Annotated in this window: 25 protein-coding genes and 1 riboswitch; of the genes, 24 read left to right on the forward strand and 1 reads right to left on the reverse strand. The window is 32.2% G+C overall.

The genetic code is table 11. The annotated features are described in order from the left end of the window. Positions 1–278: 278 nt before the first annotated feature. From V6137_RS11050 to V6137_RS11100, 11 genes are all read left to right on the forward strand, one after another. Positions 279–1235: a peptidoglycan DD-metalloendopeptidase family protein gene (locus tag V6137_RS11050; protein ID WP_425447993.1), complete on the forward strand. Its 957-nt coding sequence runs from the start codon at positions 279–281 to the stop codon at positions 1233–1235. A 296-nt stretch (positions 1236–1531) separates the two neighbouring features. Further along, positions 1532–1783, forward strand: coding sequence for a sporulation transcriptional regulator SpoIIID (gene spoIIID / locus V6137_RS11055; protein WP_425447994.1), 252 nt, complete (start codon positions 1532–1534; stop codon positions 1781–1783). A gap of 512 nt (positions 1784–2295) precedes the next feature. Continuing rightward, complete coding sequence (mreB, locus tag V6137_RS11060; protein WP_425447995.1) at positions 2296–3327, forward strand: rod shape-determining protein; 1032 nt, start codon at positions 2296–2298, stop codon at positions 3325–3327. Positions 3328–4367: 1040 nt separating this feature from the next. Next, the gene (locus tag V6137_RS11065) at positions 4368–5456 is read left to right on the forward strand and encodes a flagellar hook-basal body protein (protein ID WP_425447996.1); all 1089 of its coding nucleotides are present in this window, start codon (positions 4368–4370) and stop codon (positions 5454–5456) included. Positions 5457–5472: 16 nt separating this feature from the next. Further along, positions 5473–6270, forward strand: coding sequence for a flagellar basal-body rod protein FlgG (flgG, locus tag V6137_RS11070; protein WP_425447997.1), 798 nt, complete (start codon positions 5473–5475; stop codon positions 6268–6270). A gap of 17 nt (positions 6271–6287) precedes the next feature. Next, on the forward strand, positions 6288–6635 hold the full coding sequence (locus V6137_RS11075; protein ID WP_425447998.1) for a rod-binding protein: 348 nt from the start codon (positions 6288–6290) through the stop codon (positions 6633–6635). Between the two features lie 510 nt (positions 6636–7145). Next, on the forward strand, positions 7146–8069 hold the full coding sequence (locus V6137_RS11080) for an AEC family transporter (RefSeq protein WP_425447999.1): 924 nt from the start codon (positions 7146–7148) through the stop codon (positions 8067–8069). 575 nt (positions 8070–8644) lie between these two features. After that, complete coding sequence (locus V6137_RS11085) at positions 8645–9901, forward strand: site-specific integrase (protein WP_425448000.1); 1257 nt, start codon at positions 8645–8647, stop codon at positions 9899–9901. Between the two features lie 590 nt (positions 9902–10491). After that, positions 10492–10920 (forward strand): 3-hydroxyacyl-ACP dehydratase FabZ, encoded by a 429-nt coding sequence (gene fabZ, locus V6137_RS11090; RefSeq protein WP_425448001.1) that lies wholly within the window; start codon positions 10492–10494, stop codon positions 10918–10920. Positions 10921–11184: 264 nt separating this feature from the next. Next, positions 11185–11976 (forward strand): DUF368 domain-containing protein, encoded by a 792-nt coding sequence (locus V6137_RS11095; RefSeq protein ID WP_425448002.1) that lies wholly within the window; start codon positions 11185–11187, stop codon positions 11974–11976. 171 nt (positions 11977–12147) lie between these two features. Then, positions 12148–13566 (forward strand): S-layer homology domain-containing protein, encoded by a 1419-nt coding sequence (locus V6137_RS11100; RefSeq protein WP_425448003.1) that lies wholly within the window; start codon positions 12148–12150, stop codon positions 13564–13566. Between the two features lie 296 nt (positions 13567–13862). Here the strand turns inward: V6137_RS11100 and yyaC are convergent, their stop codons facing one another. Further along, complete coding sequence (gene yyaC / locus V6137_RS11105) at positions 13863–14384, reverse strand: spore protease YyaC (protein ID WP_425448004.1); 522 nt, start codon at positions 14382–14384, stop codon at positions 13863–13865. 615 nt (positions 14385–14999) lie between these two features. Between yyaC and V6137_RS11110 the strand changes: the two genes are divergently transcribed. The 13 genes from V6137_RS11110 (at position 15000) to V6137_RS11170 (ending at position 25808) form a co-directional block, all read left to right on the forward strand. Next, positions 15000–15494: a COG2426 family protein gene (locus V6137_RS11110; RefSeq protein ID WP_425448005.1), complete on the forward strand. Its 495-nt coding sequence runs from the start codon at positions 15000–15002 to the stop codon at positions 15492–15494. 191 nt (positions 15495–15685) lie between these two features. Further along, positions 15686–15791, forward strand: a riboswitch (SAM riboswitch). Between the two features lie 213 nt (positions 15792–16004). Then, positions 16005–17198 carry a methionine adenosyltransferase gene (gene metK, locus V6137_RS11115; protein WP_425448006.1) on the forward strand — a complete coding sequence of 398 codons (1194 nt, stop codon included), beginning with the start codon at positions 16005–16007 and terminating at the stop codon, positions 17196–17198. Between the two features lie 243 nt (positions 17199–17441). Further along, on the forward strand, positions 17442–17750 hold the full coding sequence (locus V6137_RS11120) for a hypothetical protein (RefSeq protein WP_425448007.1): 309 nt from the start codon (positions 17442–17444) through the stop codon (positions 17748–17750). A 332-nt stretch (positions 17751–18082) separates the two neighbouring features. Next, positions 18083–18637, forward strand: a complete 555-nt coding sequence (locus V6137_RS11125) for a sigma-70 family RNA polymerase sigma factor (RefSeq protein WP_425448008.1) — start codon at positions 18083–18085, stop codon at positions 18635–18637. Between the two features lie 49 nt (positions 18638–18686). Beyond that, on the forward strand, positions 18687–18911 hold the full coding sequence (locus tag V6137_RS11130) for a DUF1659 domain-containing protein (protein ID WP_425448009.1): 225 nt from the start codon (positions 18687–18689) through the stop codon (positions 18909–18911). 35 nt (positions 18912–18946) lie between these two features. After that, on the forward strand, positions 18947–19165 hold the full coding sequence (locus V6137_RS11135; RefSeq protein WP_425448010.1) for a DUF2922 domain-containing protein: 219 nt from the start codon (positions 18947–18949) through the stop codon (positions 19163–19165). 302 nt (positions 19166–19467) lie between these two features. Continuing rightward, positions 19468–19620: a YvrJ family protein gene (locus V6137_RS11140; RefSeq protein ID WP_425448011.1), complete on the forward strand. Its 153-nt coding sequence runs from the start codon at positions 19468–19470 to the stop codon at positions 19618–19620. A 142-nt stretch (positions 19621–19762) separates the two neighbouring features. Continuing rightward, on the forward strand, positions 19763–20236 hold the full coding sequence (locus V6137_RS11145) for a hypothetical protein (protein ID WP_425448012.1): 474 nt from the start codon (positions 19763–19765) through the stop codon (positions 20234–20236). A 172-nt stretch (positions 20237–20408) separates the two neighbouring features. Next, positions 20409–22130, forward strand: a complete 1722-nt coding sequence (locus tag V6137_RS11150) for a hypothetical protein (protein WP_425448013.1) — start codon at positions 20409–20411, stop codon at positions 22128–22130. After that, positions 22123–22809 carry an ABC transporter ATP-binding protein gene (locus tag V6137_RS11155; protein ID WP_425448014.1) on the forward strand — a complete coding sequence of 229 codons (687 nt, stop codon included), beginning with the start codon at positions 22123–22125 and terminating at the stop codon, positions 22807–22809. The genes V6137_RS11150 and V6137_RS11155 overlap by 8 nt, the downstream gene beginning before the upstream one ends. Beyond that, positions 22806–23987 carry an FtsX-like permease family protein gene (locus tag V6137_RS11160; protein WP_425448015.1) on the forward strand — a complete coding sequence of 394 codons (1182 nt, stop codon included), beginning with the start codon at positions 22806–22808 and terminating at the stop codon, positions 23985–23987. Before V6137_RS11155 ends, V6137_RS11160 begins: the two co-directional genes overlap by 4 nt. Then, positions 23984–25030, forward strand: a complete 1047-nt coding sequence (locus V6137_RS11165) for a hypothetical protein (protein ID WP_425448016.1) — start codon at positions 23984–23986, stop codon at positions 25028–25030. The genes V6137_RS11160 and V6137_RS11165 overlap by 4 nt, the downstream gene beginning before the upstream one ends. Before the next feature lie 190 nt (positions 25031–25220). Then, positions 25221–25808: a hypothetical protein gene (locus V6137_RS11170; RefSeq protein ID WP_425448017.1), complete on the forward strand. Its 588-nt coding sequence runs from the start codon at positions 25221–25223 to the stop codon at positions 25806–25808. Positions 25809–25831 lie beyond the last annotated feature (23 nt).

Genomic DNA, 25831 nt, shown 5'->3' on the forward strand with positions numbered 1-25831 from the left:
GCTTTACAAGTTTATCTTCACAGTATGAAAAATTCAGATTGTCTTAGTGAACCGCCGTATACCGAACGGTACGTACGGTGGTGTGAGAGGCCGGTAGATAAATTAATTATCTACCTCCTACTCTATTATAATCAAGTTTTATGACCGTAGGGAGTAAAATAACCATATCTATTCTTTATTCTCTATTATCTATTCTCTGTTTTTTAAAATTCTCCCGTATTAAAAATAAAAAATTGGTGATAATACTAATAAGATATAAAAAACACGGGGGTGTACATATGGACGAGTTCAATAATAATAACAATAATGATAATAAAAATAACAAAAACAAAGAAAAAAAGTGGACTAAGCTAAAATCGAATTTAAAGCATGCTGTACGAAAAATAGGAGACAAAGATGGATTTTATATAATTTTATTTATTTGTGTTTGTATAGTAGGAACCACTGCAGTATGGGTGTCTAAAAACAATGTAGACAAAATATCAGATAATAATAAATCTGGTATTGAGTTAGTAGGAAAAAACGAAGATAGTAATATTGTAAAAGGCCATGATGAATATGTAGATGAGTTCCAAAACAATATCGAGCCTGAAGCTCCTTTATCGGATAATAATAAAAAACAGGATAAGGGAGATAAGATAAACAAAACTAAAATAAAAGAAACAAAAGAAGAGATGAAAGAAACTAAAGATAATAAAAATAATAACAAAGCAACAAAAGAAGAAATTGCAAAAGCTAATAAAGAACAAAAGACAAACTCTAAATCTAAAGAGGCAAGCACAAATGTGAATACTAAAAAAGAAATAAAGACTAACATAAAGGCCAATATGATAATGCCTTTAATAGGAAAAGTTTCTAAGGAGTATACTATTGATAACTTAGTATACTCAAAAACACTGGAACAGTGGTCAGCCCATAAAGGTATAGATATCAAGGGGAGAGAAGGCAGTGTTGTTAGAGCAGCACTAGATGGAATAGTTTCAGAGAAAAGAAAGGACCCACTATATGGAATAGTTATAGTCATAGACCATGAAAATGGACTAGAGACTGTATATGCAAATGTTTCTACCATGGATATGGTAGAAGTGGGGCAAAGGGTAAATAGTGGAGATGCTATAAGTGGTATAGGCAAAAGTAAAGGCATAGAATTAGCCGATGGACCCCACTTACATTTTGAGGTTTTAGAAAATGGAGAAAAAGTAGATCCAAAAAAATATCTTCCCGACACGCAATAAAAAAATAATGTAGGTATTGAATATATTCTATACCTGTCCTTGGACGAGGACTAACAACACAACACATTTTATTATTTAAGAATTCATAATCCATTTTGTTGTTGAGTGATTCATAATCCATTTTGTTGTTGGGGGATTCGTAATCCCTTTTGTTGTTGGGGGATTCGTAATCCCCCCAACCAAATTAAAGTCCAAAACATTATCATAAAGTGTTCTAATAAAGTTGATAATCGCATAAATATTTAATAAAAGATTTTTAATACTAGAGTAAAATATCACAAAAGGGGGTTAGATATGTGAAAGATTATATAGAAGAACGGGCATTAGAAATTGCAGATTATATAATAAATAGAAAAGCAACCGTAAGACAAACGGCCGAAATTTTCGGAGTGAGTAAGAGTACAGTACATAAAGATGTAACGGAACGGCTACCTAAAATAAACCCTCTTGTAGCAAGAAGAGTTAAAGATGTACTTGAAACTAATAAAGCCGAAAGACATATTAGGGGTGGCAAAGCTACAAAATTAAAATACAAAGCACTTAAGTAGATTTACTACTCTTAAATAGAATACCGATACTAAAAATCCATATTGTCAGTTAACAAAATTATGGATTAAAAAACAAAACATCAATAAAAACATATAAAAATAAAAATATTATCCTTTAAAGGATAATATTTTTATTTTTATATGTTACTTTTTGAAGGATTTTAACAGAGTTTATAGAATAGTTCTAATTAAAGAAGAAAGTAGGAAAAAAACAAAGAATAAAGAATGGAGAATAAAGAATAAATAAAGTAACCTTCGGCTGAATTCGAAGCTACAGATTTTATTGGTGGTCAGAATATCCAGTTTATTGTTGTTGAGAATGTCTAGTTTATTGTTGTTAAGAATACTCAGTTTATTGTTGTTCAGAATACCTAGTTATTGTCGACTAGGTTGCCTAGTTGTTGGGGGATTCGCAATCCCCCAACCATATTTATTCTTTATTCTCTATTGTATCTAAATAAATAAAGTGTATAAATAAAAGAGGGGAATAAAAGGAAAGTGAGGTCGAGGTAATGTTTACATTTAGAACAGATATAGGGATAGATTTGGGAACTGCAAGTGTTTTAGTCTACTTAAAAAACAAGGGAATAGTTCTAAAGGAACCATCAGTTGTTGCCATCAATAAAAGTACCAATAAAATACTAGCTGTAGGCGAGGAAGCAAGACGTATGCTAGGAAGAACTCCTGGAAATATAATAGCAATAAGGCCATTGAAGGATGGAGTAATATCCGATTTTGATATAACGGAGAGGATGCTAAAGTATTTTATAGCTAAGGCATCAGGGAAAATGATGTTTAAACCTAGAATAATAGTATGTGTACCAAGCGGAGTAACAGAAGTAGAAAGAAGGGCTGTTATTGATGCAAGTAACCAAGCCGGTGCTAAAAAAACTTACCTTATAGAGGAACCTATTGCGGCTGCAATTGGAGCCGATTTAGATATAACGGAACCAAGTGGTAACATGGTTATAGATATTGGAGGAGGTACAACAGATGTGGCAGTTATATCCCTTGGGTCAATAGTAGTTAGTAAATCCATAAAGGTAGCAGGGGATAAGTTTGATGAAGCGATAATGAGATATATTAGAAAAAAACATAATGTAATGATAGGGGAAAGAAGTGCCGAAAACTTAAAGATCAATATAGGCACCGCCTATCCTAGGAAAAAGGATATATATATGGACATAAAGGGAAGAAACTTAGTAACTGGACTTCCTAAAAATATAAAAATTAGTTCATCAGAAATGTTAGAAGCTTTAGAAGAACCCATAGCAGCCATAGCAGAAGCAGTTCATTCTGTGATAGAAAAGACCCCGCCGGAACTGGCAGCGGATATTGGGGATAAGGGTATATATATGACTGGAGGAGGTTCATTACTCCATGGGCTAGACACTCTTATAGCTAAAAGAACAGGTATACCAGTAATGATAGCAGAAGATGCAGTTTCCTGCGTCGCTAAAGGTACTGGACAAGCACTAAAATCAATAGATGTACTAGAAAGCACCATGCTTTCCGATGACGATAAAAAAAGAAGATACGACTAGATTAAAGAAGAAAGTGTAAAGAAGAAAGAAGAAATATAAAAAACATAGTGGAGAGCTATCTGTAGGGATAGTGATGCTCTGTTCACTACTAATTTATAAAATCTCATTCTAAAGTATAGCGGGGAATTCGTTCCCCGGTTTTTCGTTGTCCGGGAGTTTACTCACTTAGTCGTTGTGGGATTGCACCGTTGTGTCGGAAAACTTTCCTCACTCTGTTGTTGGGGGATTCGATCCCCCAACCCAAAAACTAAAAAAAAATATAAAATCTAAAGAATCAAAAAAATATATGGTTGATTCTCTAAATATTGTGGGACTGCCCCCATTATATCAATGGATTCTCATACCTCTGTTGTTGGGGGATTCGTAATTCCCCAACCCAAAAACTAAAAAAAATATAAAATCTAAAGAATCAAAAAAATATATGGTTGATTCTCTAAATATTGTGGGACTGCCCCCATTATATCAATGGATTCTCATACCTCTGTTGTTGGGGGATTCGTAATCCCCCAACCCAAAAACTAAAAAAAATATAAAATCTAAAGAATCAAAAAATATGTGGTTGATTCTCTAAATATTGTGGGACCACCCCCATTATATCAATGGATTCTCTTACCTCCGTTGTTGGGGGATTCGTAATCCCCCAACCCAAAAACTAAAAAAATATAAAATCTAAAGAGTCAAAAAAATATATGGTTGATTCTCTAAATATTGTGGGACTGCCCCCATTATATCAATGGATTCTCTTACCTCCGTTGTTGGGGGATTCGTAATCCCCCAACCCAAAAACTAAAAAATATATATAAAATCTAAAGAATCAAAAAAATATGCCGATAATTACACTAGAGTTAAATTAGGATTTATAACATAATTTTAAATTTCACAATACAACTTAAAAAAAATCAAAAATCTAATTAAAAACTTTACAAAGGTAGCTCCGAATTCCTTTGAAGGTTACCATTAAATAGTGTAGAGGGGGAATTCATTCTCCCGGTTGTTGGGAAATCCCCAACTGGCAAAAACACTGGAAAGGAGTTTTCTAAATGGATAGAGGTCTATATATATCTGCAACATCCCTTATATCAAATAGAAGAAGAATGGATGCCATATCCAATAACCTAGCCAACGGTAATACCACTGGCTATAAAAAAGATGTGGTAATATCAGAATCATTTCCCAATGTATTACTTTCTAAAATAAACGATAAAAGCCATACGGCTCCAATCAAGGACTTTCAGGGAGTAGAAGTAAATCAAGAGGGAGATGTATATAAAGTATCCCTAGAAACAGGATACTTTAGGGTAGAAACTCCAGCAGGAATAGATCATAGTAAAGAGTTAAACTTTGTCGTGGATGAAAGTGGATATTTAAAAACATACTATAGAAATGAAAATGGAAATATAAAAACCGATGGAGAAAATGTGGTATTGGGAAAAAATGGTCCTATAAGAGTAGAAGATGGAGACATTGAAATAGATAGAGAAGGAAATATAATGTCAAACGGTCAAACTATAGACAACATAGTAACATTTGCTAATCCCAATGTAATAGGAACCATGGGAAATGGAGTTAGGTTAGACCGACTTAGAACTAACTTTACCCAGGGTAACTTTATAGAAACCAATAATACTTTAGATTTAGCTCTAAAGGGACAGGGATTTTTTAAGGTACAAGTAGAGGACGAAACAATGTATACTAGGGATGGAAACTTTAAACTAAATAATAATGGAGAATTAGTAACATCAAATGGATTAAATATATTAGGACAAGATGGTCCTATAGTACTAGGAAATAATCAATTTTCAATAGAAGAAAATGGGGATATAATAGTTGACAATGCAGTAATTGATACTATAGATGTTGTGGATGTAGAAAATAAGGAGTATCTAAGAAAACAGGGAGATAATCTTTATAAAATGTTAGAAGATGGAAATGGACAAACCATAAATGGAGAGGAAGTCCCCTTTAATGGTGAAGTATTAAGTGGATATATTGAGGGCTCTAATGTAAACAATATAAAAGAGATGGTAAAAATGATATCTGTTTTAAGAAACTATGAAGCAGGACAAAAGGTCATTAAAGCCAAGGACGACATGTTAGGTAAAGCAGTATCGGAAATAGCTAGAGTATAAAAAGGAGGTAATATAAATGAATAGATCACTTTGGACTGCAGCCTCTGGAATGAGGGGTCAGCAGCTTAATATAGATACTATTTCAAACAATCTTGCAAATGTTAATACTACTTCGTATAAAAAACAAAGAGTAGAGTTTAAAGACCTTTTATACTCTACAATAAAAAGAACAAACCTTAATGATAATCAAGGTAGGCCAGTAAATCTAGAAGTAGGTCACGGTGTTATGCCAGTGGCAACAACAAAGGACTTTGCCAACGGCAGCCCAGTTGAAACCCAAAACCCCCTTGATGTAGCCATAGACGGTGGAGGCTTCTTTGCTGTAGCTACACCCAATGAGGAAATCAGGTTTACAAGGGATGGAAGCTTTAAATTAAGTGTAGATGATGGAGAAAGAATATTAACAACATCAGAGGGATACTATATATTAACAGAGGACGAAGATGTTATAACCGTTGAAGAGGGTATGACGGACTTAAACGTTGACCAGTTGGGAAATGTAACAGCAAGAAATGAAGATGGTGAGATAGAAGAACTGGGAAGACTTGCCATAATCGATTTTCCAAATCCTCAAGGGCTATTAAGCGACGGATCCAACCTATATAAAACAACAGAAGCCACTGGGGAACCTATATTTGTTGAAGCAGATCAAATGAAGAGTAAAGTGCTTCAAGGATACCTAGAAAGCTCAAATGTTCAGATAGTAGAAGAAATGGTAAAAATGATAACAGCTCAAAGAGCCTATGAAATAAACTCAAAATCAATACAAACAACCGATGAAATGATGCAACAAGCTAATAATCTAAAGAGATAATATAATGGGGTGTTAAAATGGATGGTATAAATAATATTAACACTATAAATACTATAAATAACAGTAAAATAAAATCTGAAAACAATAAACTAAAAAACCTACAAAAATCATCAGACAGTATAAAAAACGACAAAGAGTTAATGGAAGTCTGTAAAGACTTTGAGTCAATATTTACAAACATGATGCTTAAAGAGATGAGAAACACAATACCTAAAGGTGGCCTAACGGAAAAAAGCAGAGGAAGGGAAATCTTCGAAGATATGTACTATGATGAAATGTCAAAGAACATAAGCAAAAACGATAACGGAATAGGTCTAGCAAAAATCCTTTATGAACAATTTAAAGGTGTTGGGTATAATAAATAAGGCACAGTATTTTGTGCCTTATTTATATGTTCACTTTAAATACGGAGGAGAAAGGAGAATTTAAAGTGGAGAATTGAGAATGGAGAGTGGAGAGTTAGTGTTAAAGAAGAAAGTTAAAAGCAAAGAATAGATAATATAGAATAAAGAACAGATAAGGAAACCTTCGACTGAAGTCGAAGCTACAGACTTGTAGAGGCAAAGAATAGATAAAGAAACCTTCGATTAAAGTCGAAGCTACGGACTTGTTGTTGGGGGATTCGTAATCCCCCAACCCATAAATTTAGGAAGATCAAAAACTGTGGGATTCTAAAGCATCCCTTCGGCAAACGTAGGGTCTGGGCATGCCCAGGCCATCCGCCCTGTTAAGTGGCGGGGAACGGACCGAAAACAAAACCAATAAAAAACAAAAAAACAACTAACAACCAAAAACCACCGAAACACCCTAATTTATAATTTAAAATCTACAATTTAAAATTCCGAAGCATCGCTTCGGCAGAGGGAGTGAAACTAATGCAATTCACCGAAGTACTAAACCAAGCAATGGTACTATTTATCCTACTAATAGTAGGTTTCATAATTAAAAAACTAAAAATACTAACAGACGAATTTAACAAGGGCCTATCAAATCTACTAATAAACGTAACATTACCAGCCCTTATAATAACATCAATGAACTACAAGTTCTCAAAAGAAATGTTTGATAACAGCATCCTTATACTTATCATAGGAATAATAACCTATATCTATATGATAATAATATCAAAAATATTTACTAAAGCATTCCATACAGAAGAACCCCAAAGAGGAGTATACAAATTCCTTGTACTATTTTCCAACACAGGATTTATGGGATACCCCATACTAAACTCCATATATGGAGAAATAGGAATATTCTACGGAGCAATATTTAATCTATTATTTAACATAATGATATGGACTGTGGGAGTCTCATTTGTAAATCAAGAAGATAAAAAGATAAGCTTAAGATCCTTAATAAACCCAGGAATAGTGTCTGTAATAATAGGATTTAGTCTATTTATATTCTCAATAAAACTACCAAACTTACTATATACGTCCCTAAAATCTCTAGGAAGCACCACAACACCATTAGCAATGATACTGGTAGGTTCACTACTTGCCGATGCCAAGTTTAGTGACATATTTAAAAATTATAGACTATTTATAATAACAGCTATAAGACTATTTATAATACCAATATCACTAATATTTGTTCTATCACTATTTAATCTACCAGAAATAGTAATAGGTGTAATAGTAATAGTAAACGCAATGCCTGCTGCCGCAAATGCAGCAATATTTTCAAGAAAATTTGAATCTGACTACAGACTAGCATCCCAAGGAGTATTTCTAACCACCCTCTTAAGCATAGGGACTATTCCAGTTATATTATTATTATTAACAAAATTTATATAATGTACCCTATAGACAGGGTTTACCCTGTCCTTTTCATCGTCCAACTTTCCACTCAAAGGACTTCCAATTCCTTATTTGCCAAGGAACTTCCAATCTCTTTATTGCCAAGAAACTTCCAATCCCTTTATTGGGAAGGTATTCCAATAATCCCTTCGTTGCTAAAGGATTGAAAATTCCCCTTCGTTTTCGGGGATTTTCAATCCTTGTCGTTGTTGGGGCGGATTATAATCCCTATCGTTGTTGGGGGATTCGCAATCCCCCAACCAATAAACCCAGAAAAGACAAAAAAACACAAATCCTCAAACACCCTCTCAAAAAAGTAGCTTCCAATCCATTCAAAGATTCTCTATAACCCTCCACTAAAAAGCCTCCTGTTGTTCTGTTGTTGGGGGATTCGTAATCCCCCGACCAATAAACCCAGAAAAAACAAAAAAACCACAAATCACCAACCCTCCCTGCTAAAAAGTAGCTTCCAATTCATTGGAAGGTCACCTGCCCTCTAAAAAGGGTTTTAAATCCCATGAAACTTGTCAATACTCATAATAAAACCTAAATAAAAAAGGAGAGAAACCATCATGACCAAATCAAAAAAAGAACGGGAAGAACAGGTATCCTATGAAATATCAAGATTCATCGAATTTCTATTTTTTGAAACCCATACCTCAGAAAAAACAAGAAACAGATACAGAGACAACCTAATACTCTTTGCCAACACCATAATGGGCTACACAGACACAACTATGTATACATTAACAAAAGCAAATATCAAAAATTTCATAGAGCTATCATTAATAGAATCAATAATAACATCAAAACAACAACTTAACTCAATGCTAACCACCCTAAGAAAATTTGTCCATTACCTAGGTTATGAAGGAATAATGGAATATCAAGAAAACAAAAAACTATTAACATGGTTAGATGACAGAGACTATTTTAGAAAAAAATACGACACATTTAAATCAATGAAATTTAAAGATGAACTAACAATAGAACAGTGGCTAAACGACGAATTTCTAGATAAGGAAAAAACTAAAATAACCAATCTAGACATAAACAAAAACATACATAACATTATAAAAGACCAAATAAGTAACAATCCACTAATAGAAGACTATGATAAATACATAAATTACATAGAAAATAACAACATAAAAGCAACAGAAACCAATAAACATATATCAAGAACCCATTTAAAGGAACTAAACAGTATAATGAGAAACATAAGGGATAATGGAAAAACTCAAAATCAAATAGACAATCCATATCTCCAACTATTCTACCAATTTTCCATTGACAACAATATAATAACTATCAAAGAAGAATACATAATAGAATCGAAAAACTTTAATAACTATAAACAGTTATCTTTTTCAGAAAAATACACTTTATTCATAGACCACATATGGAACAAACTAAACTGGGCAGATTTACTTAAAAAGCCCCCTATAATAATAAAATTTGAACAAGAAAATAGAAAAGCCTATGCAGAGATGCTATCAAACCTAGCCATAGATAAATGGTATGAGTTTGACAAACTAAAAATAAACTACGAACCCAAGGGAAAAATAAAAGATCCCTTAGATATCATATACTCCCTAGGAAAAGTAGGAGCCATGGATCTATCCATAGCCTTTAATTCCAGAATAATAAGATACTTTGATTTTTTAGGGTTAGTTGATGTAAAATATAATAGCGGCAATAGATACGATAAAACTGGAAAAGACATAAAAATAATAAAACTAACAAAACTAGGATATAAAGTATTAAGCATATTATCGGGCAAAACACACAAAAAAGAACCACAAACCAAAGTAATAAGTTTGTTTTAATATTACATTTGGCCATGCTGAGGAATTGTAGATTGCTATAATGATAAAAGAGATTTTTAATCTCTCCTACTATTAGTGGACTTCCGATCCTTTTAGTTATTGTGGGGATTCCAATCCCTTTCATCATTAGGAAATGCCTAATCCCTTCATCATTAAGGGACTCCCACCCATTTTTGTTGTTGGGGGATTCGTAATCCTCCACCCCATAAACCTAGAAAGGTTAAAAAATAGTGGATTCTCAATCCCACCTTAACAAAAAAAGTAGCCTCGAATTCATTCGAGGATTACCTTTGCAGTAACAAAGTAGCTCCGAATTCATTCGGAGGTTTCATCTGTAGGCTTGAATATATTCAAGCCTCCCCCGCCCTGAAAGTGGCGGGAAATGGACCAAAAATAAAATTAATAAAAAACAAAGAGTAATTAGCGACCAAAAACTATATAATCCCACCAATTTATAATTTAAAATTTACAATTTAAAATTCCGAAGCATGGTTCCAAGGCAAAAACTCAGGCCCCACAAATAATTAACAATTAACAATTAAAAATTAACAATTCCGAAGCCCTCGCTTCGGCAAAAGGGAGGAATCAAAATGTTAAACACAACAGAAATAATGAACATAATCCCCCACCGATACCCATTTTTACTGGTGGACAAAATAACAGAACTAGAAAAAGGAAAAAAGGCAATAGGCATCAAAAACGTAACTATGAATGAGCCCTTCTTCCAAGGACACTTTCCAGGTAACCCATTAATGCCCGGTGTTCTAATAGTAGAAGCCATGGCACAGGTAGGTGCCGTAGCTGTCATGACTCTTGAAGAAAATAAAGACAAGCTAGCAGTATTCACAGGCATAGATAAAATAAGATTCAAAAAACAAGTAAGGCCAGGGGATACACTAAAAATGGAAGTAGAGCTTATATCCATGCGAAGAGGCATAGGAAAAGCAACGGCAATAGCCTATGTAGGGGAAGAAGTAGCATGTAAAGGAACACTAATGTTTGGGATTATAGATAAATAGAATCATTACCTATGACAAGTAACTTCCACATCAGTCGAAGTTACTTGTTATGTCTTTATTATTTTTAAGATATTTCAGCGCTTTATCCAAATGTTCTGGTACTTCGTTATAATACTCTTGAGTTATATATATACTCCTTGTTTTGTAGTGTTGTTATATTTGTTCTTTACATTATATAATATCTATAATACCATAGACGGAGAAGATAAAAGTAGATTATTATAGTTTGTTTTTATAAAGGGACTTAAGGGGAGAGATAAGACTATGAAAAATCTTTTTAATAGATTGGCTATCAATAGTAAAGAGCAAATATTATTATTTATTAAGGGGATAATACTCGGAATGGGATTTATTATTCCTGGGGTAAGCGGAGGTACAATCCTAGTTATTTTTGGTATATATGAAAAGCTTTTAAGTGACTTGTTAAAGCTTCATATTACTCCCTATATTAGTATGGGATTTGGAGCTTTATTTGGAATTATGTCAGGGAGTTTTATAATATCCTATCTTTTCGACTTTTATGAAAGTCCAACATCTGCATTTATACTAGGATGTCTTTTAATGTCGGTTCCCTTTATGCTAAAGAGAACAAAGGGATTTTCTAAGGTGAATATAATATTACTTATTTTAGGTGCTGTTATATCCTTTACACTAACAGTTCTCCCTACTATGATAACATCGGAAAGTTTATCCTTTGGCCAATTATTTATAGCTGGATTTATTGCCAGTGGAACCATGATGATCCCTGGAGTTTCAGGAAGTGCAGTACTGATTATTTTAGGAATGTATGAAGATATGCTTAATGTTATAAAGGGAGTTCAATTAAATTATTTAATTGTATTTGTAATAGGGGCGGTTGTAGGGGTTATAGTCCTTGCAAAAATATTTAAAACCCTTTTTCAAAAGTATCAATCCCAAGTGTTGTTTCTATTTTCAGGTTTGATAATAGGTTCATCTAGGCTTTTGTTTCCCAGCGATATAGATGTATTTTCTATAATTACATTTATAGTAGGATTAGTTATTGTTTATCGTTGGGGTAATTATAAATATAAATAGGTTTGATTTAGGGACTGGGATGATGGTCCCTTTTTTGTTAAAGAAGAATGGGTAAAGAAGAAAGAAGAGATAAAAATAATATATTTTTTTTACAAATAATTAATTTTATTATAAAATAAACATAATAAAAAACAATACATTTAAAATGTTGAAATTTAGGAGGATTAAATTATGTTTAGAAAACTATCGTCATACTTGTTAATTATTTGTTTAGTGACGACTATTATATCACCAATATCCTTTGCAAAAACTAAAAGGAAAAATCCATCTAGGGAAGTGTTAGAAGAGAAGATAGAAGATATTGCAAGAAGAAAAGGAGTTCCTAGTGTATTACTTAAGTCAATAGCTAGGGTAGAAAGTATCTATCAGCAATACAACTCAGACGGAAGTGTTTTTACAGGTCCCAGTGGCAGTATAGGCCTTATGCAGATATATAATGCCTATGGTTGGTTTGATACTGATAAATTAAAGAACGATGTGGACTATAATATAGAAGCAGGGGCTGAAGTATTGCTAAAAAAATGGGATGATGCAGTTCATAGGCTACCAAGCATAGGTAATATGGATCCAAATGTATTGGAAAACTGGTATTTTGCCATATGGGCATATAATGGCTGGCTAGCAAGAAACAATCCCAATGCAACCAGCAAAAAGTATACATATCCACAGCTTATCTACATGATAGCAGAGGAAGAATATGGACAAGATATAACAGAAATAGACCCTAAGTTACTTCCTAGAAGTGGAAGACCAAGCAGGAGCACCCACTTTGATACCCCAAGTCCTGCCCATAATGCTAATATAGAAATGTATCATAAGGGAGACTTAGTGAAAGTGGATGTTATTAGCGCTAGTTTAAGTCTTAGGGATGCCCCTAGGGGAAATACGATAGGGAGTCTTAAAGATGAAACCATGTTAGAGGTAATATCTGAACCTAGGTTAGAAGGGGGATATTATAGATACAAGGTTAAAGAAATAGATGGAGATAGGCAAGGATGGGTAACTGGAAACTGGATATCTAAAACTGGGTCTAAGTATCCCTTTACTGATATATCCGGGTCTTGGGCTAAGGACTATATACTAAAGCTTAACGAGCGAGGAATAATATTAGGGAATGGAAAATCTAAATTTGAGCCTAAAAAAGAATTAACCAGGGAAGAGGTAGCAGTATTTATAACTAAAGGGTTCAGGTTAAATGGCAATGAATATAAGCTTAAATATAAAGATAAAAATAAAATATCAAAATCTGCCATGGAATCGGTTAAAGCTGTAAGTGACATGAGGGTCATGGGGGGCTATGAAGATGGTACCTTTAGACCTAAAGCAAAGTTATATAGAAAAGATGCAGCATTTATGGCTAGAAATTTATTAAGGGTAGTAGAAAGTAAATTAAAACCTAAAGAAGATATAGAGTATAAGGATATAGATGAGTTATCGGAAGCATATAAAGAGGCTATAAACTTTGTTAGTGCTAATAATATTATGACTGGAAAAGATGGATTTTTTAGACCGAATGATTATGTAACTAAAGCAGATATAAGTAAGTTTATTATTGAGATAATGGATTTATTAGGTAAGCACTTTATGTAGCTATCGAAACTGTAGGTTTTGTAGAACAAGACCCAAGGAATTCAATATATTGCATCCCTATACATACTTGGATATAGGAGGTAACTCTTGATTATAATGGAGGGGAAGGAATTCCTTCCCCTCCATTATAATCACTTAGTTGTTTGGTATAGTATTAGTGACTGTTTTGTCAGTTGTCAGGTGTTTATTAACTCCGTCTTGCTAGTTGCTAAGGGTTCATTAACCCCGACTTGTTAGTTGCTAAGGGTTCATTAATCCCGACTTGTTAGTTGCTGGGGGATTCGTAATCCCCCAGCCTATTTTTTATAAGCATATACTAAACTATCGGCAATAACCTCTGCCATATCCATAATCAATGATAATCGTACATTATGAAGACTAAATCCAGTGAAACCTTGGGATATATCCACTATCCCTATTATAGATATATCTCCAATGGAAGGGAGTTTCTTTCCCACTCCTTTTCCGGGATATATTGGTTTGTTTCTTATCTGAATTTTTCCCACATCATTTTTTTCTCCTAAGCAAGCATCTATGGCTATTATAAAGCCAAAGGGATGTTTCTTTTTTATATAATCTATTCTTTCCTTTATATTTATAGCATGAATAGGGTTTTTTAATGTTCCATATATATGAAAAGGGAACTTTTTATTTTTAAGCATGGTACCTACTAGGGGACCTAAACAGTCTCCGATACATTTATCGGTTCCTATACAAACCACTACTATTTCGTTATGGAAATAAGGGTGTATATATTCACCAAGTATAGAAGTGCTATTATTATCGTCATATTTTAATTCCATTTTTTTTGTTTTCAAGGTAATTCCCCCTTATATATGATATGACTATGCTTTTAAAAAGGGGAATAGTACTTTTTAATTAAAGAAGAAAGGGCAAAGAAGAAAGAAGAAATATAAAAACGTAGGGACAGGGCATGCCCTGTCCGGGGGACGGCCATAAAATATCCTTGGAGAAGTAGCAGAGAATTCATTCTCCGTTACATCTTGTTGTTGTGGCTTATTAACCCTGTTGTTGGGGGATTCGTAATCCCCCAACCTATAAAAATAAATCCCATATTAATACATAAATTTTCTATAACAATAAATAATATTACTAAAATAACTTTATTATAGGAGTGATATAAATGAAAAAGAGATCTTATTATCTTACTTTATTATTAGTACTTACTGTTACCACGGTGGCATTGATGTTAAATATGCAAGCTTAATTTAAAGTTAATGTTATCACATAACTTCCTAATCTAGGTCAAATCAAAGCCCTTAAATGCTAATGTTAATGTAAATACTTCAAGTTCAAGTTTATTATATGCCACCGTAAGAAGGGTGTTAAAATAAAACAGAATGTTTTATTACCTTCCATAATAATATATAATGTATGTGTAATGGAGATAAGCGAATATATTGGAGGTTATTATGGGGGGCATAATTACAATTTTTAAGGAAGAATTATTTATATTACTTCTTTCTGCAGCACCTATTTCTGAATTAAGAGGGGCGATACCAGCAGCTATTACTGTACTTGGTTTTAGTCCTTTATATAGTTTAATACTAGGGGTGATTGGTAATACTATACCTGTTCCTTTTTTACTTAAATTATTAAAACCATTGTTTGATTTCTTTGGGGAAACGGGAGCCTTTGGAGGAATAATAACATGGATTAAGAAAAGAACATTAAAGAGAAGTGATAAGGTAAAAAAATATAGTATAGTAGGTTTATATCTTTTAGTTGCCATACCATTACCGACTACAGGGGCATGGACCGGGTGTTTAGCAGCAACCCTGTTTAATATAAAGTTTAAGCATGCTTTTCCTGCTATATTATTAGGAATATTAACATCAGGAATTATAATGGTATTAGTAACAACCCAGGCAACATGGCTTGCTAAATACTTATTTGCAGAGGTGTAATTAAAGAAGAAAGTGTAAAGAAGAAAGAAGAAAAAAAATGTAGGGACTGAATATATTCAGTCCCCCTGTCCTATGAAGAGGCAGGGGGAACAGAATAAAAATTTATTTCCACAATAACAAAAAATATTGACACTATTTCACCAATATGGTATCATCATATTAATATAAAGAAACTGAATAAAAATCTTGATGCCTTATCAAGAGCGGTGGAGGGAAAGGGCCCTATGAAACCCGGCAACCAATGGCTAAGCTATACGGTGCTAAATCCCGCAGAATGGAGATTCTGGAAGATGAGGTGACTCGTGAAAACGACCTCTTCTTTTTAGAAGGGTTTTTTTATTATGTAATATAATAGGGAGGTTTAATCTCTATGTTGGGCCTCAATATATTAGGGCTCTACAAGGATTATACTATTAAAGATTTTTAATTCCATTGAGTTAAGGGATGGATAATCCCTTGTTGTTGGGGGATTCGTGACCCTCCAACCATAAAAATAAAGGAGGAAAAGAAATGAGAAAATGGCTATTTACATCGGAGTCAGTTACAGAAGGTCATCCAGATAAAATGTGCGACCAGGTTTCAGACTCTATACTTGATGCAATATTTGAAAAAGACCCAAATGCAAGGGTGGCTTGTGAGACGTCGGTTACAACGGGACTTGTATTAGTTTCTGGGGAGATTACTACTGATTGTTATGTTGATATACCAAAGGTTGTTAGAAAGACTATTGAAGGAATAGGATATACTAGAGGAAAATATGGATTTGATAGTGAAACTTGTGCAGTTCTTACGGCAATAGATGAACAATCTTCAGATATTGCCATGGGAGTTGATGAGGCTTTAGAGCATAAGAATAAAGAAGAAGATGAAAGAAATTTAACGGGAGCAGGAGATCAAGGTATAATGTTTGGATATGCATGTAATGAGACAGATGAACTTATGCCCCTTCCAATATCATTGGCCCATAAATTAGCAAGAAGATTATCAGAGGTAAGGAAAAATGGAAAGTTACAATATCTAAGACCCGATGGTAAGACCCAGGTTACAGTTGAATACCATGATGATAAACCGGTTAGGGTTGATACCGTGGTTATGTCAACACAACATAGTCCCAATGTTGATTTGGAAACTATAGAGAAAGATTTAATAGAGCATGTTGTAACAGAAATTATACCAGCTGAATTATTAGACGATGATACAAAGTACTATATAAATCCAACTGGAAGATTTGTAATAGGTGGTCCCCAAGGGGATGCAGGATTGACAGGAAGAAAAATAATAGTTGATACCTATGGTGGCTATGCAAAACACGGAGGTGGAGCTTTCTCAGGAAAGGATCCAACAAAGGTTGATAGATCAGCGGCCTATGCAGCTAGATATGTGGCTAAAAACATAGTTGCTGCGGGACTTGCAGATAAATGTGAACTACAACTTGCATATGCAATAGGTGTAGCTAAACCGGTTTCAGTTTTAGTTGATACATTTGGCACAAATAAAATAGAAGAGTCTAAGATAGAAGAGTTAGTTAATAAGCACTTTGACCTAAGACCTGCTGCTATAATAAAGGATTTAGACTTAAGAAGACCTATTTATAAGCAAGTGGCTGCCTATGGACACTTTGGTAGAGACGAGCTTGATTTACCTTGGGAAAAGACGGATAAAGCAGAGATTTTGAGAAAAGAAGGGCTTGAAATTAAAGAATAAAGAATAGAGAATAAAGAATAGATAAGGAGCAAAGTGGCCTCAAGCCACTTTGTTTTTTTTTATAACGGATTTTGCGACTGTAAGGAGTAAAATAACCATATTTATTCTTTATTCTCTATTATCTATTCTTTAAAAATAAATGTGACCTTAGACTTAAGTCTAAGGTCACATTTATTTTTATGAGTCATATTATATACCATAGATAGTTTAACCCTATACAATACAAAAAAAGGATGGGGTATAATGTTATTATTCATTTTTACAGGGGTGGTGTATGTATTCTTTATATATGGGGTTATAGAGTTTTTTAAAAATCTATATAAAGATATATATACTAAAGGCAAAGCATATGAAATGTCGGAAATTAAGATATTGGTTGAGGATTTGGATGATATTGAGTATACAGTTAGTTTACTTAAAAAGAATTTTAATAATATAATAATATTAATTAATGGTGAGGATGAATATCTAATAGAAAATGCTACAAATAAAGTAAAGGATCCTAATATTAGATTTGAAATATTGAAAAGAAGAAAACTAGAAAACTCTTAGAGAGATTTTAATAAAGAAGAAATACAAATTAAAGAATAAAGAATAGAGAATGAAGAATAGATAAGGTTATTTTACTCCTTAGGGTCGTAAACTTTAATTATGTAGGGGCTGAATATATTCAGTCCCCCCGCCGTAAGAAAAGGCGGGGAAAGAATCAGAAATGAAATTGCCACTGATGATGGCAAAATCTATGTTGTTGGGGGATTCGTAATCTCCCAACCCATAAACTCACTACTTAAAAAACTAAAACTCCCAAATTAACAAAAAACCTCCAAAGAGCTATTATTACATTACCGGTAATAAATAGGGCCCTGAAATTTGGAGGTTAGGTTATGTATAAAGAGATAAATTCTTTATTAGCTCAAAGTCAAAGGGGAGATAGAAAAGCTAAAGAGAAACTTGCACTAAAATTAAAACCCTTAATATTAAGTTCCATAAAAAGATACTATAATAAAGCTACTTTATATGATGATCTTATACAAGAGGGGTATGAAGTAGTTCTTAGATGTATAAGGGATTATAATAAATCTAAAAATGCATATTTTCTAGGGTATGTAAAAACCATGTTAATGTACCATTACTTGGACAAGCATGAGAAAAAGTATAATCAAGTATCGATAAATAAGCCAATAGGAGATGAAATAGAAATAATTGATACCATAGCTGATGATTATTCCCTAGAAGATTCAGTTGTTATGGATCATGATATTAAAACTTTGTGGGACAATATATCGAATTTGACAGATAGGCAAAAAACAGTGATTTTACTCTATTATATAAAAGGGATTTCCCTAAAAGAAATCTGTAAAAGACTTAATGTATCCTATAGAACTGTTGTAAATACTAAAGTATATGCCATTGAAAAAATAAAGGCAAATTTATTATAGTAAAAAATCACCTCTGGAGATATATAAGTAATGAAAGGAGGTGATACAGATGGCATTGGATATAACTAATAAGGATTCAAAACTTAGGATCAGATTTGATGGGGGATTAGATGACAAGGGAAAACAGATATTAAAGTCAAAGACGTATTCAAAGATTAAACCAGAGACCACCGATGATGATATCTATGGAGTGGCAACATCATTAACAGGACTTCAAAATCTACCATTGATGTCTGTGACTAGAGTCAACGAAGTGGAATTAGCAGAGGCTTAAATTATCTAAAGATTCTGATATAAGGAGGTGAACGTATGGCTGATAAAAGATTAGAGATGACCTTTAAAAATGAAGCTGATAAAAGGACAACCATTTCAATAGATAACCCTAGAGATGACATAACCGATGCAGAGGTTCAAACTGCTATGAATGATATAATAGCAAAAAACATTTTTAACTCATCAGGGGGAAATTTAGTAGGCATATATAAAGCTAGAATAGTAACAACAGCTGTAGAAGAATTAACGGTTTAAAATAAAAGCGGCCCCTTTGGCCGTTTTTATTTTTAAAAGAGGAGAGTTGAGAATTGAAAGTGGCGGGAATGGACCGAAGGTAAATTGATTTAAAGAATAAAAATAACTAACAACCAAAAACTACGAACCAGCCTAATTTATAATTTAAAATTTGTTGTTGGGGGATTTGTAATCCCCCAACCAATAAAACTGGGGAAGGTAAAAAATGGGAGGTTTAGAATCTACTGGTAACGAAGAAAATCATCCCAATTTAAAATTAACAATTCCAAAGCAAAACTTCGGCAAAGGGGGTGTGTATAAAAATGGAGGAAATATATACTCATGTTGCAAACCTAGGGTTTCCCATAGCCGTTTCTATTTATTTGCTGGTAAGAATAGAAGGTAAACTTAGTAAACTTACAGAGAGCATAAATGAGTTAGCCAAGGTTATAGAAACTAGAAACCCACTCCAGTGAATATAAATAACTTAAAAATGAAAAATATTTATAAAAATAAAATATATCCATTGTAAATTAACATACTATGTGATATAATTTCACTAAAGTTATTCTTAAGTGAACCTATAGTTGAATTATAATAAAAAGAGGGGGAGTTGTAATGAAGAGGTTTTTAGTAGTAGGGTTAGTATTTTTACTTTGTTTTGGAATGTTTGGACAAGCATCATTTGCACGTTCAGATAGTAGAACAGATAACATACCACAACTAAACGGTACAATAAGATCGGATGTATGGATTCAAAGTTTTGCAGATTCCGATGGAACTGGACAATTTCAGGTTACTGCAGACTATAGCAGCTCTAGTCATCCAAGACCAAGTTGGATAAAAACAGAGTGGGATTTTTATGCTATAGGAATATCTGCATCGATTAACTTTAAAGCTGGATCTGGTTCCATTTCTGGTTCAGGATATACATCAACTAGTGGTGGATACTGGAAAAATTCTAACGGAGCTTCTACAGCATGGTATAGAGGCAGAGTTGGAGCTAATGGACTTACTGTATACGTAGGTTGTGAAAATACGGCTTCAGGATTTGCAGCGGGAGTACCATTTTCAACAACTGCTAGGGTATAAGGATAAAACTGTAATATAATAATTTAAAGGTTTAGGGTTCACTTGGAATAACTTTAGTAAAATTCTCTAAGAAATTAGGGAATTTTACTTTATATATCTTTATGATATAACTGTTAATTTTAAAGAATGGAAAGGATATTTATAAAAAGTATTATATTGGGAGTAGATAATTATGAGAAAAAAATTTACATTTTTATTGCTGGGAATAGTATTATTATCATTAATTATTTTTATAAATCAATTTAACCAAGAGACATACTTAAAAGTCAGTGATGTCAAGTTGGAAAACCAAGAAGATATAGATAAGTATTTCTCTAAATTTTTAAATAATACTAGTTTTGAAATTATGGAGTATAGCCATTTGCCATCATTAGAAAATACACTGGTTAATTTAAAGATGATGAATAGGTTGGGTTTAATAGATGAAAAAAATATTAATAGGAACAATCTTAAAAAATTACTTCAAAAAGAAATACTTGAGCTTGGAAATCAAAATGATGACATGGGATTATATAGGAAGTATGATTTGCTGCATTCTTATCAAAGTTATTTAGACGAGTTTAATATAGGGGAAAGTGATTTGGTACTAAATTTAGCTGGGGATATAAATCAAGATGTGGATATGGTTTTAGAGTACATGGAAAGTCATCCAGAAAAAATTGTTACATATCTAGAGATATTAAACAAAATCCTTTATTTAAATGTGGAAAAAAATATAGAAGATAACATAAAGGGAGAAATTGAAAAGATAACAAATATTAACTACGACAAATATCCGCCATCGGAGCAAAGGATGATTAGGTTTAATTTATTAAAGTCATTTAATTATTTAGGGTTAGATAATAATGAGTTAGAAGGAGAATGTAAAAAAACACTTAATAATATGATTGAAAAATATAAAATAAATGGTAATATAAGTATTAAAGATATAGTCATACTAAATAAAGGGGTAAACATATTCTCAAATGATTTAGGGGAAAATAAAAAGTTAAAAGAAATTGTTGAAGAAATGAAACTTATGTTGATAGGAAGAAATGATCATCAAACCTTTGTAAAAAGTAAGGTCTATGATTTGATCAATACATTAGATTTATGGGACAGTGACTTAAAAGAATGGGTACTTAATATGCCTAGAGATAAGGGGTATATATATCCTAAACCGGTCAGCTTAATTCCCACCTTTAGGAATATGTATTTGTATCTAAGAGTAAACCAATTAAATAGCATGGATTTTAAAAGGATAGAAAAAAATAAAATGAATTATCTAGAAGATATTATTAAAATGTATGGCTCAAGGACATTGAGCAAACAGGAACTTTACTATGGATATAAGCTAAAGAAATATTTGAAAAGTGAAAGATTAGATAAAATTATAGAAAAAACTAAAGATAAATACATAGGTGATATTAATAGTCTAAAGATTACTAAAAAAAATATATATGAGAATTATATGTTATTTCAAATTTTAGATAACAGTAGAAATAAAAGCAAATTAAAGGATAAATTTTATGCTTATTTTAACAATGGAGATCTAAATTGTGAAAATCCCGGAGAAGAGTTATTTATAAATATGATGAAGCTTAATATTGATTTACTTAGTGGAGAAGATATATCCCATGGGGATATAAAAAAATATAATAAAATGATAACTGATTATAAAGGGGAATTAGAAATCACCATACTGAAGATGTATTTGAGGGCCCATGAAAACTTAAATATTAAAGTAAATGCTGGGATGGTCCAGATTATAAAAGAAAAGCTAAATAGATATAGGGTGAAAAACGGCTATTTTATAGATGGGAGATTCCGTTCCGTAAGTTTATATGGAACTCAACAGGGTTTAGAAATTGAATCTTTGTTAATATTAAATGATAGGAGGGATGATGGTGACTAATACTATTTTAGAACTAAGGAATATTTCTAAAAGATATGGAGATAAAAAAGTTCTTAATGATATAAGCCTAAAGGTTAATTTAGGAGATATGATATTAATAAAGGGGAGTTCTGGAGCTGGGAAATCAACATTATTAAATATATTAGCTTTTTTAGAAGCTAAAGACTGTGGGGAGATTTTTTGGAAAGGAAAAAATATCGATAGCCTAACTATCAAGGAAAAAAAGGGTATTAGAAAAAGGGAAATGGGATTTATTTTTCAAGAATTTAATCTATTTGAGAACTTAACAGTTAAAGAAAATTTAGATGTCGTATTATCCCTTACTACAAAAACAACAAAGGAAGATAGAAAAGGTAGGATAAAGGAATACTTACAAAAATTTCAGATGGAAGATAGGGGAGATACATATGTTAAACTCTTATCGGGAGGGGAACGGCAAAGAGTAGCAATAGTAAGAACCTTTTTAACAGATTCCACTATTGTGTTTGCAGATGAACCCTCAGCAAATGTAGATGATAAGAATAAGGATATAATAAAGGGATATTTAGTGGAACTTAAAAATGCTGGAAAAAGTATAGTTATTGTATCCCATGATGACTATTACGATAAAATTGCAAATAGAATATATGAAATTAAAAATGGATATATTAAAAAGATTCCCGGGGAGGGAGAGAGATGAGAATTGCTTTTTTATTTTTTAAGAGAAATTTTAAGAAGTTTACTGGCATAATACTGTCTCTACTATCTTTTCTTTTAGTAATGAATCTTATACTGGGAATAATACTATCGGTAAATGATAATTTTAAAAGGGGAATAGTTAACAACAGTGACCTATATTTTATGGAAGTATATAATGAGGATGCTCCTATGGATATATCCCTTAAACTAAGGGATAAAGTAAATAGTATTGAAGGGGTTGAAAGCTCATTTTTTGATTTTTCCCATCCAGTAAAGTTATATGATAAAGGGAAAAATAATATAGACATGACAAATATATTAGGTGTTGAAACTAAGGCATTACAATATTTTAATGTAGATGATATTGATGTAGAAGAGGACTTTATTTTTATAAATAGGTCTTTATCTGATAAAAAGGAGTTTAAAGATTTAAAAAAAGGAGATAAGGTTTACATTAAAGATTATAAGTATGTTAAACAAGGTGATTCCTGGGAAGGGGAAGAGTATTTTTTAGAGAGAACATTTTATGGTTTTTTAGATTTTGATGAAAATAACATATTTAGGAATAATATATCCCTAATAGAATATAATTCTGCTGAAAAAATAGCTAGGGGAATGACAAGGACGGGAGATCCTTATTTTAGCAGGTTTATAGTAATAGTACCTGAAGTGGATAAATTAGAGGAAGTGGCAAACATAATAAGGGAAGAAGATAAGGACTTAAAGGTTAGGTATACATTGGACGAAACTGGAAGTTTACCTAGTTTTGCTGTGATTATAGTAGCTGTAAGTGCTTTAATAATAGCTATATTATTTTTAATAAGTGTTTTTAGTGTGTTATCTAACCTAAATCAAATATTAGAGTTAAGGAAGAGGGATTTTGCCCTATTTGATATGTTTGGTGTAGATGAGAAAGAAATCATGAAGATGTTTATAGTTGAGTTATTTATCCATGGTATATTAACCTTCATTAGTACGGTTGTAATTACATATGTTTCCTTCTATTTATTTAGGAGCTTTTTACAGTTTGATTTATTAACAGAGTATTTATATATATATATTCTGGTAGATTTTATATTGGCTGTCGGAATGCTGGTATTTATAGGAATTATAAAACTTAAGAAGACCCTAAAGGCTAATGATACCATGGGATTTTATAAGGAGGTATTGAAGCAATGAGAAGATATTTAAGTCTAGGAATGATTTTATTTGGCCTTACCCTATTTATAGGTGGATGTAGCTTTGGGCCTAAGATGGATGTTTATATAGATGGAGATACTAATGAAGAAAATATAAAGGCTATTGGTGAAAGTCCGATTTTTTATACAAAACCTAATGATGAATATATAGAATATATATACTATGACAGGGATAACAGTCTATCGAAAGAGGTGAATATTGGATATGAATATATAGCAAAGGAAGATTTATTAACTATAAGTGACAAAGGAGATTATCTATTAGCTCAAAAAAATATGGGAAAGGGAATTGATAGACTTATAGATCTTACTGGATTAAAAAGTTATAAACTTACATCTAGTGGATATCAGATGATAGGGGAAAACAAAGAAAACATTCTTTTGCAAAGATTTGATGAAAATAAAAACCAGTGGACTATAGAAATCTTTAATAAATCAAGTAAAGCTCTAGATACCAGTGAATTCTACAAAAATATTAATGAAACAAGTTCAGAAATAAACAGGGGAATAAGTTTAGGGGAAAAAAGATTCCTCTTTGTTTTTAAAGAGGGCGATGGTACATATCTTGCCTATGTGAATAATGATAACCTAATGTATACTAAAATTAGTGATGAGATTATGAGGGATATTAAAATTTTGCAAAATGGTGAAAATGAGGTTGTAATATATAAGGGATATAAAGAGGAAATTTCTAGAGGTGTTATAGATCCTAAAATTATCTTTATACGATATGAAATTAAAGATGATACTCTTAAGGCCCAGATAGATAAAACCATTGATATAGAGAATAAAAACAATAGATTAGATGGTAGTGAATCCATGGAGTTTATTAGAGATAAAGAAGGATACCTAATATTATTTAGATACCAAGGAAATGGAGCTATGAAATTATTTAAAGTAGGAAATGGGGGAGAGTTAACAGAGGTAGATTCGGTAAATAATTTTGATACTAAAAGGGTTATTTCCACAGAAGATGGATTTTATTGCTTCGATGGAAAAGATTTAGTTTTATTGAAAAAGTAAATGAAAATATTTTTCACATTAAACTTTGGCACTGCCCAAGGGATAGATTGTACTCTGTTCCTTGGGCATTTCTAATTTTATTAGCAAATAGAGGACGATGAACCTATACCTTTTTTATTATTTAAAAAAGCTATTGACAATAAAACGTGCGTTCGATTATAATGGAATTATAATACAGGGGGTGAAATAAATGGATAAGATTGACATGGTTATAGAAAACAAAATTATGGCAATAATACCGGTATATGTGGAAAACAAGGGGAATTCAACAAAGGTTATAACAGCAGGTGCCGATATCACTTTAATCTACAAAAGTATTAAAACTGTTTTAAAAATCATTGCCAATTATTTTATGACAGATATGAGGGTAGGGAAAAAATATTATGGAAATTTGATTGGAGCAACAAATGTAGTTCCGGTGGTGTTTAATAATCATAATATCTTTGTACCATTAAAAACAAGAAAACCAATATCTAAAAATGATGGCTCCTTTGGGTACTTTAATTTAGACTATATAGAAAGAGTAGAGAAGAAAAATGGAGAAATATATATAATATTAAAAAATGATATAAAGGTAAAAACCATATTAAAATTGAAATCAGTTAAAAAGCACATAAGGGAAGGTAAGATAATCAAAAATGTTTGTACAAGCAGCCCCGATAGTTTATCATATTCTAGGGAGGGATTTTATTGTGATTTCAATGCTCCTGCCACTAAGGGGGATATAGCAATATTAAGAAATGAAATCCTATCTCTACAAAGGGAATATCAAAAATGATATAATTGATTTAACATTATATT

This window comes from Dethiothermospora halolimnae, from assembly GCF_037577855.1.
GTDB lineage: Bacteria > Bacillota > Clostridia > Tissierellales > VENL01 > Dethiothermospora > Dethiothermospora halolimnae.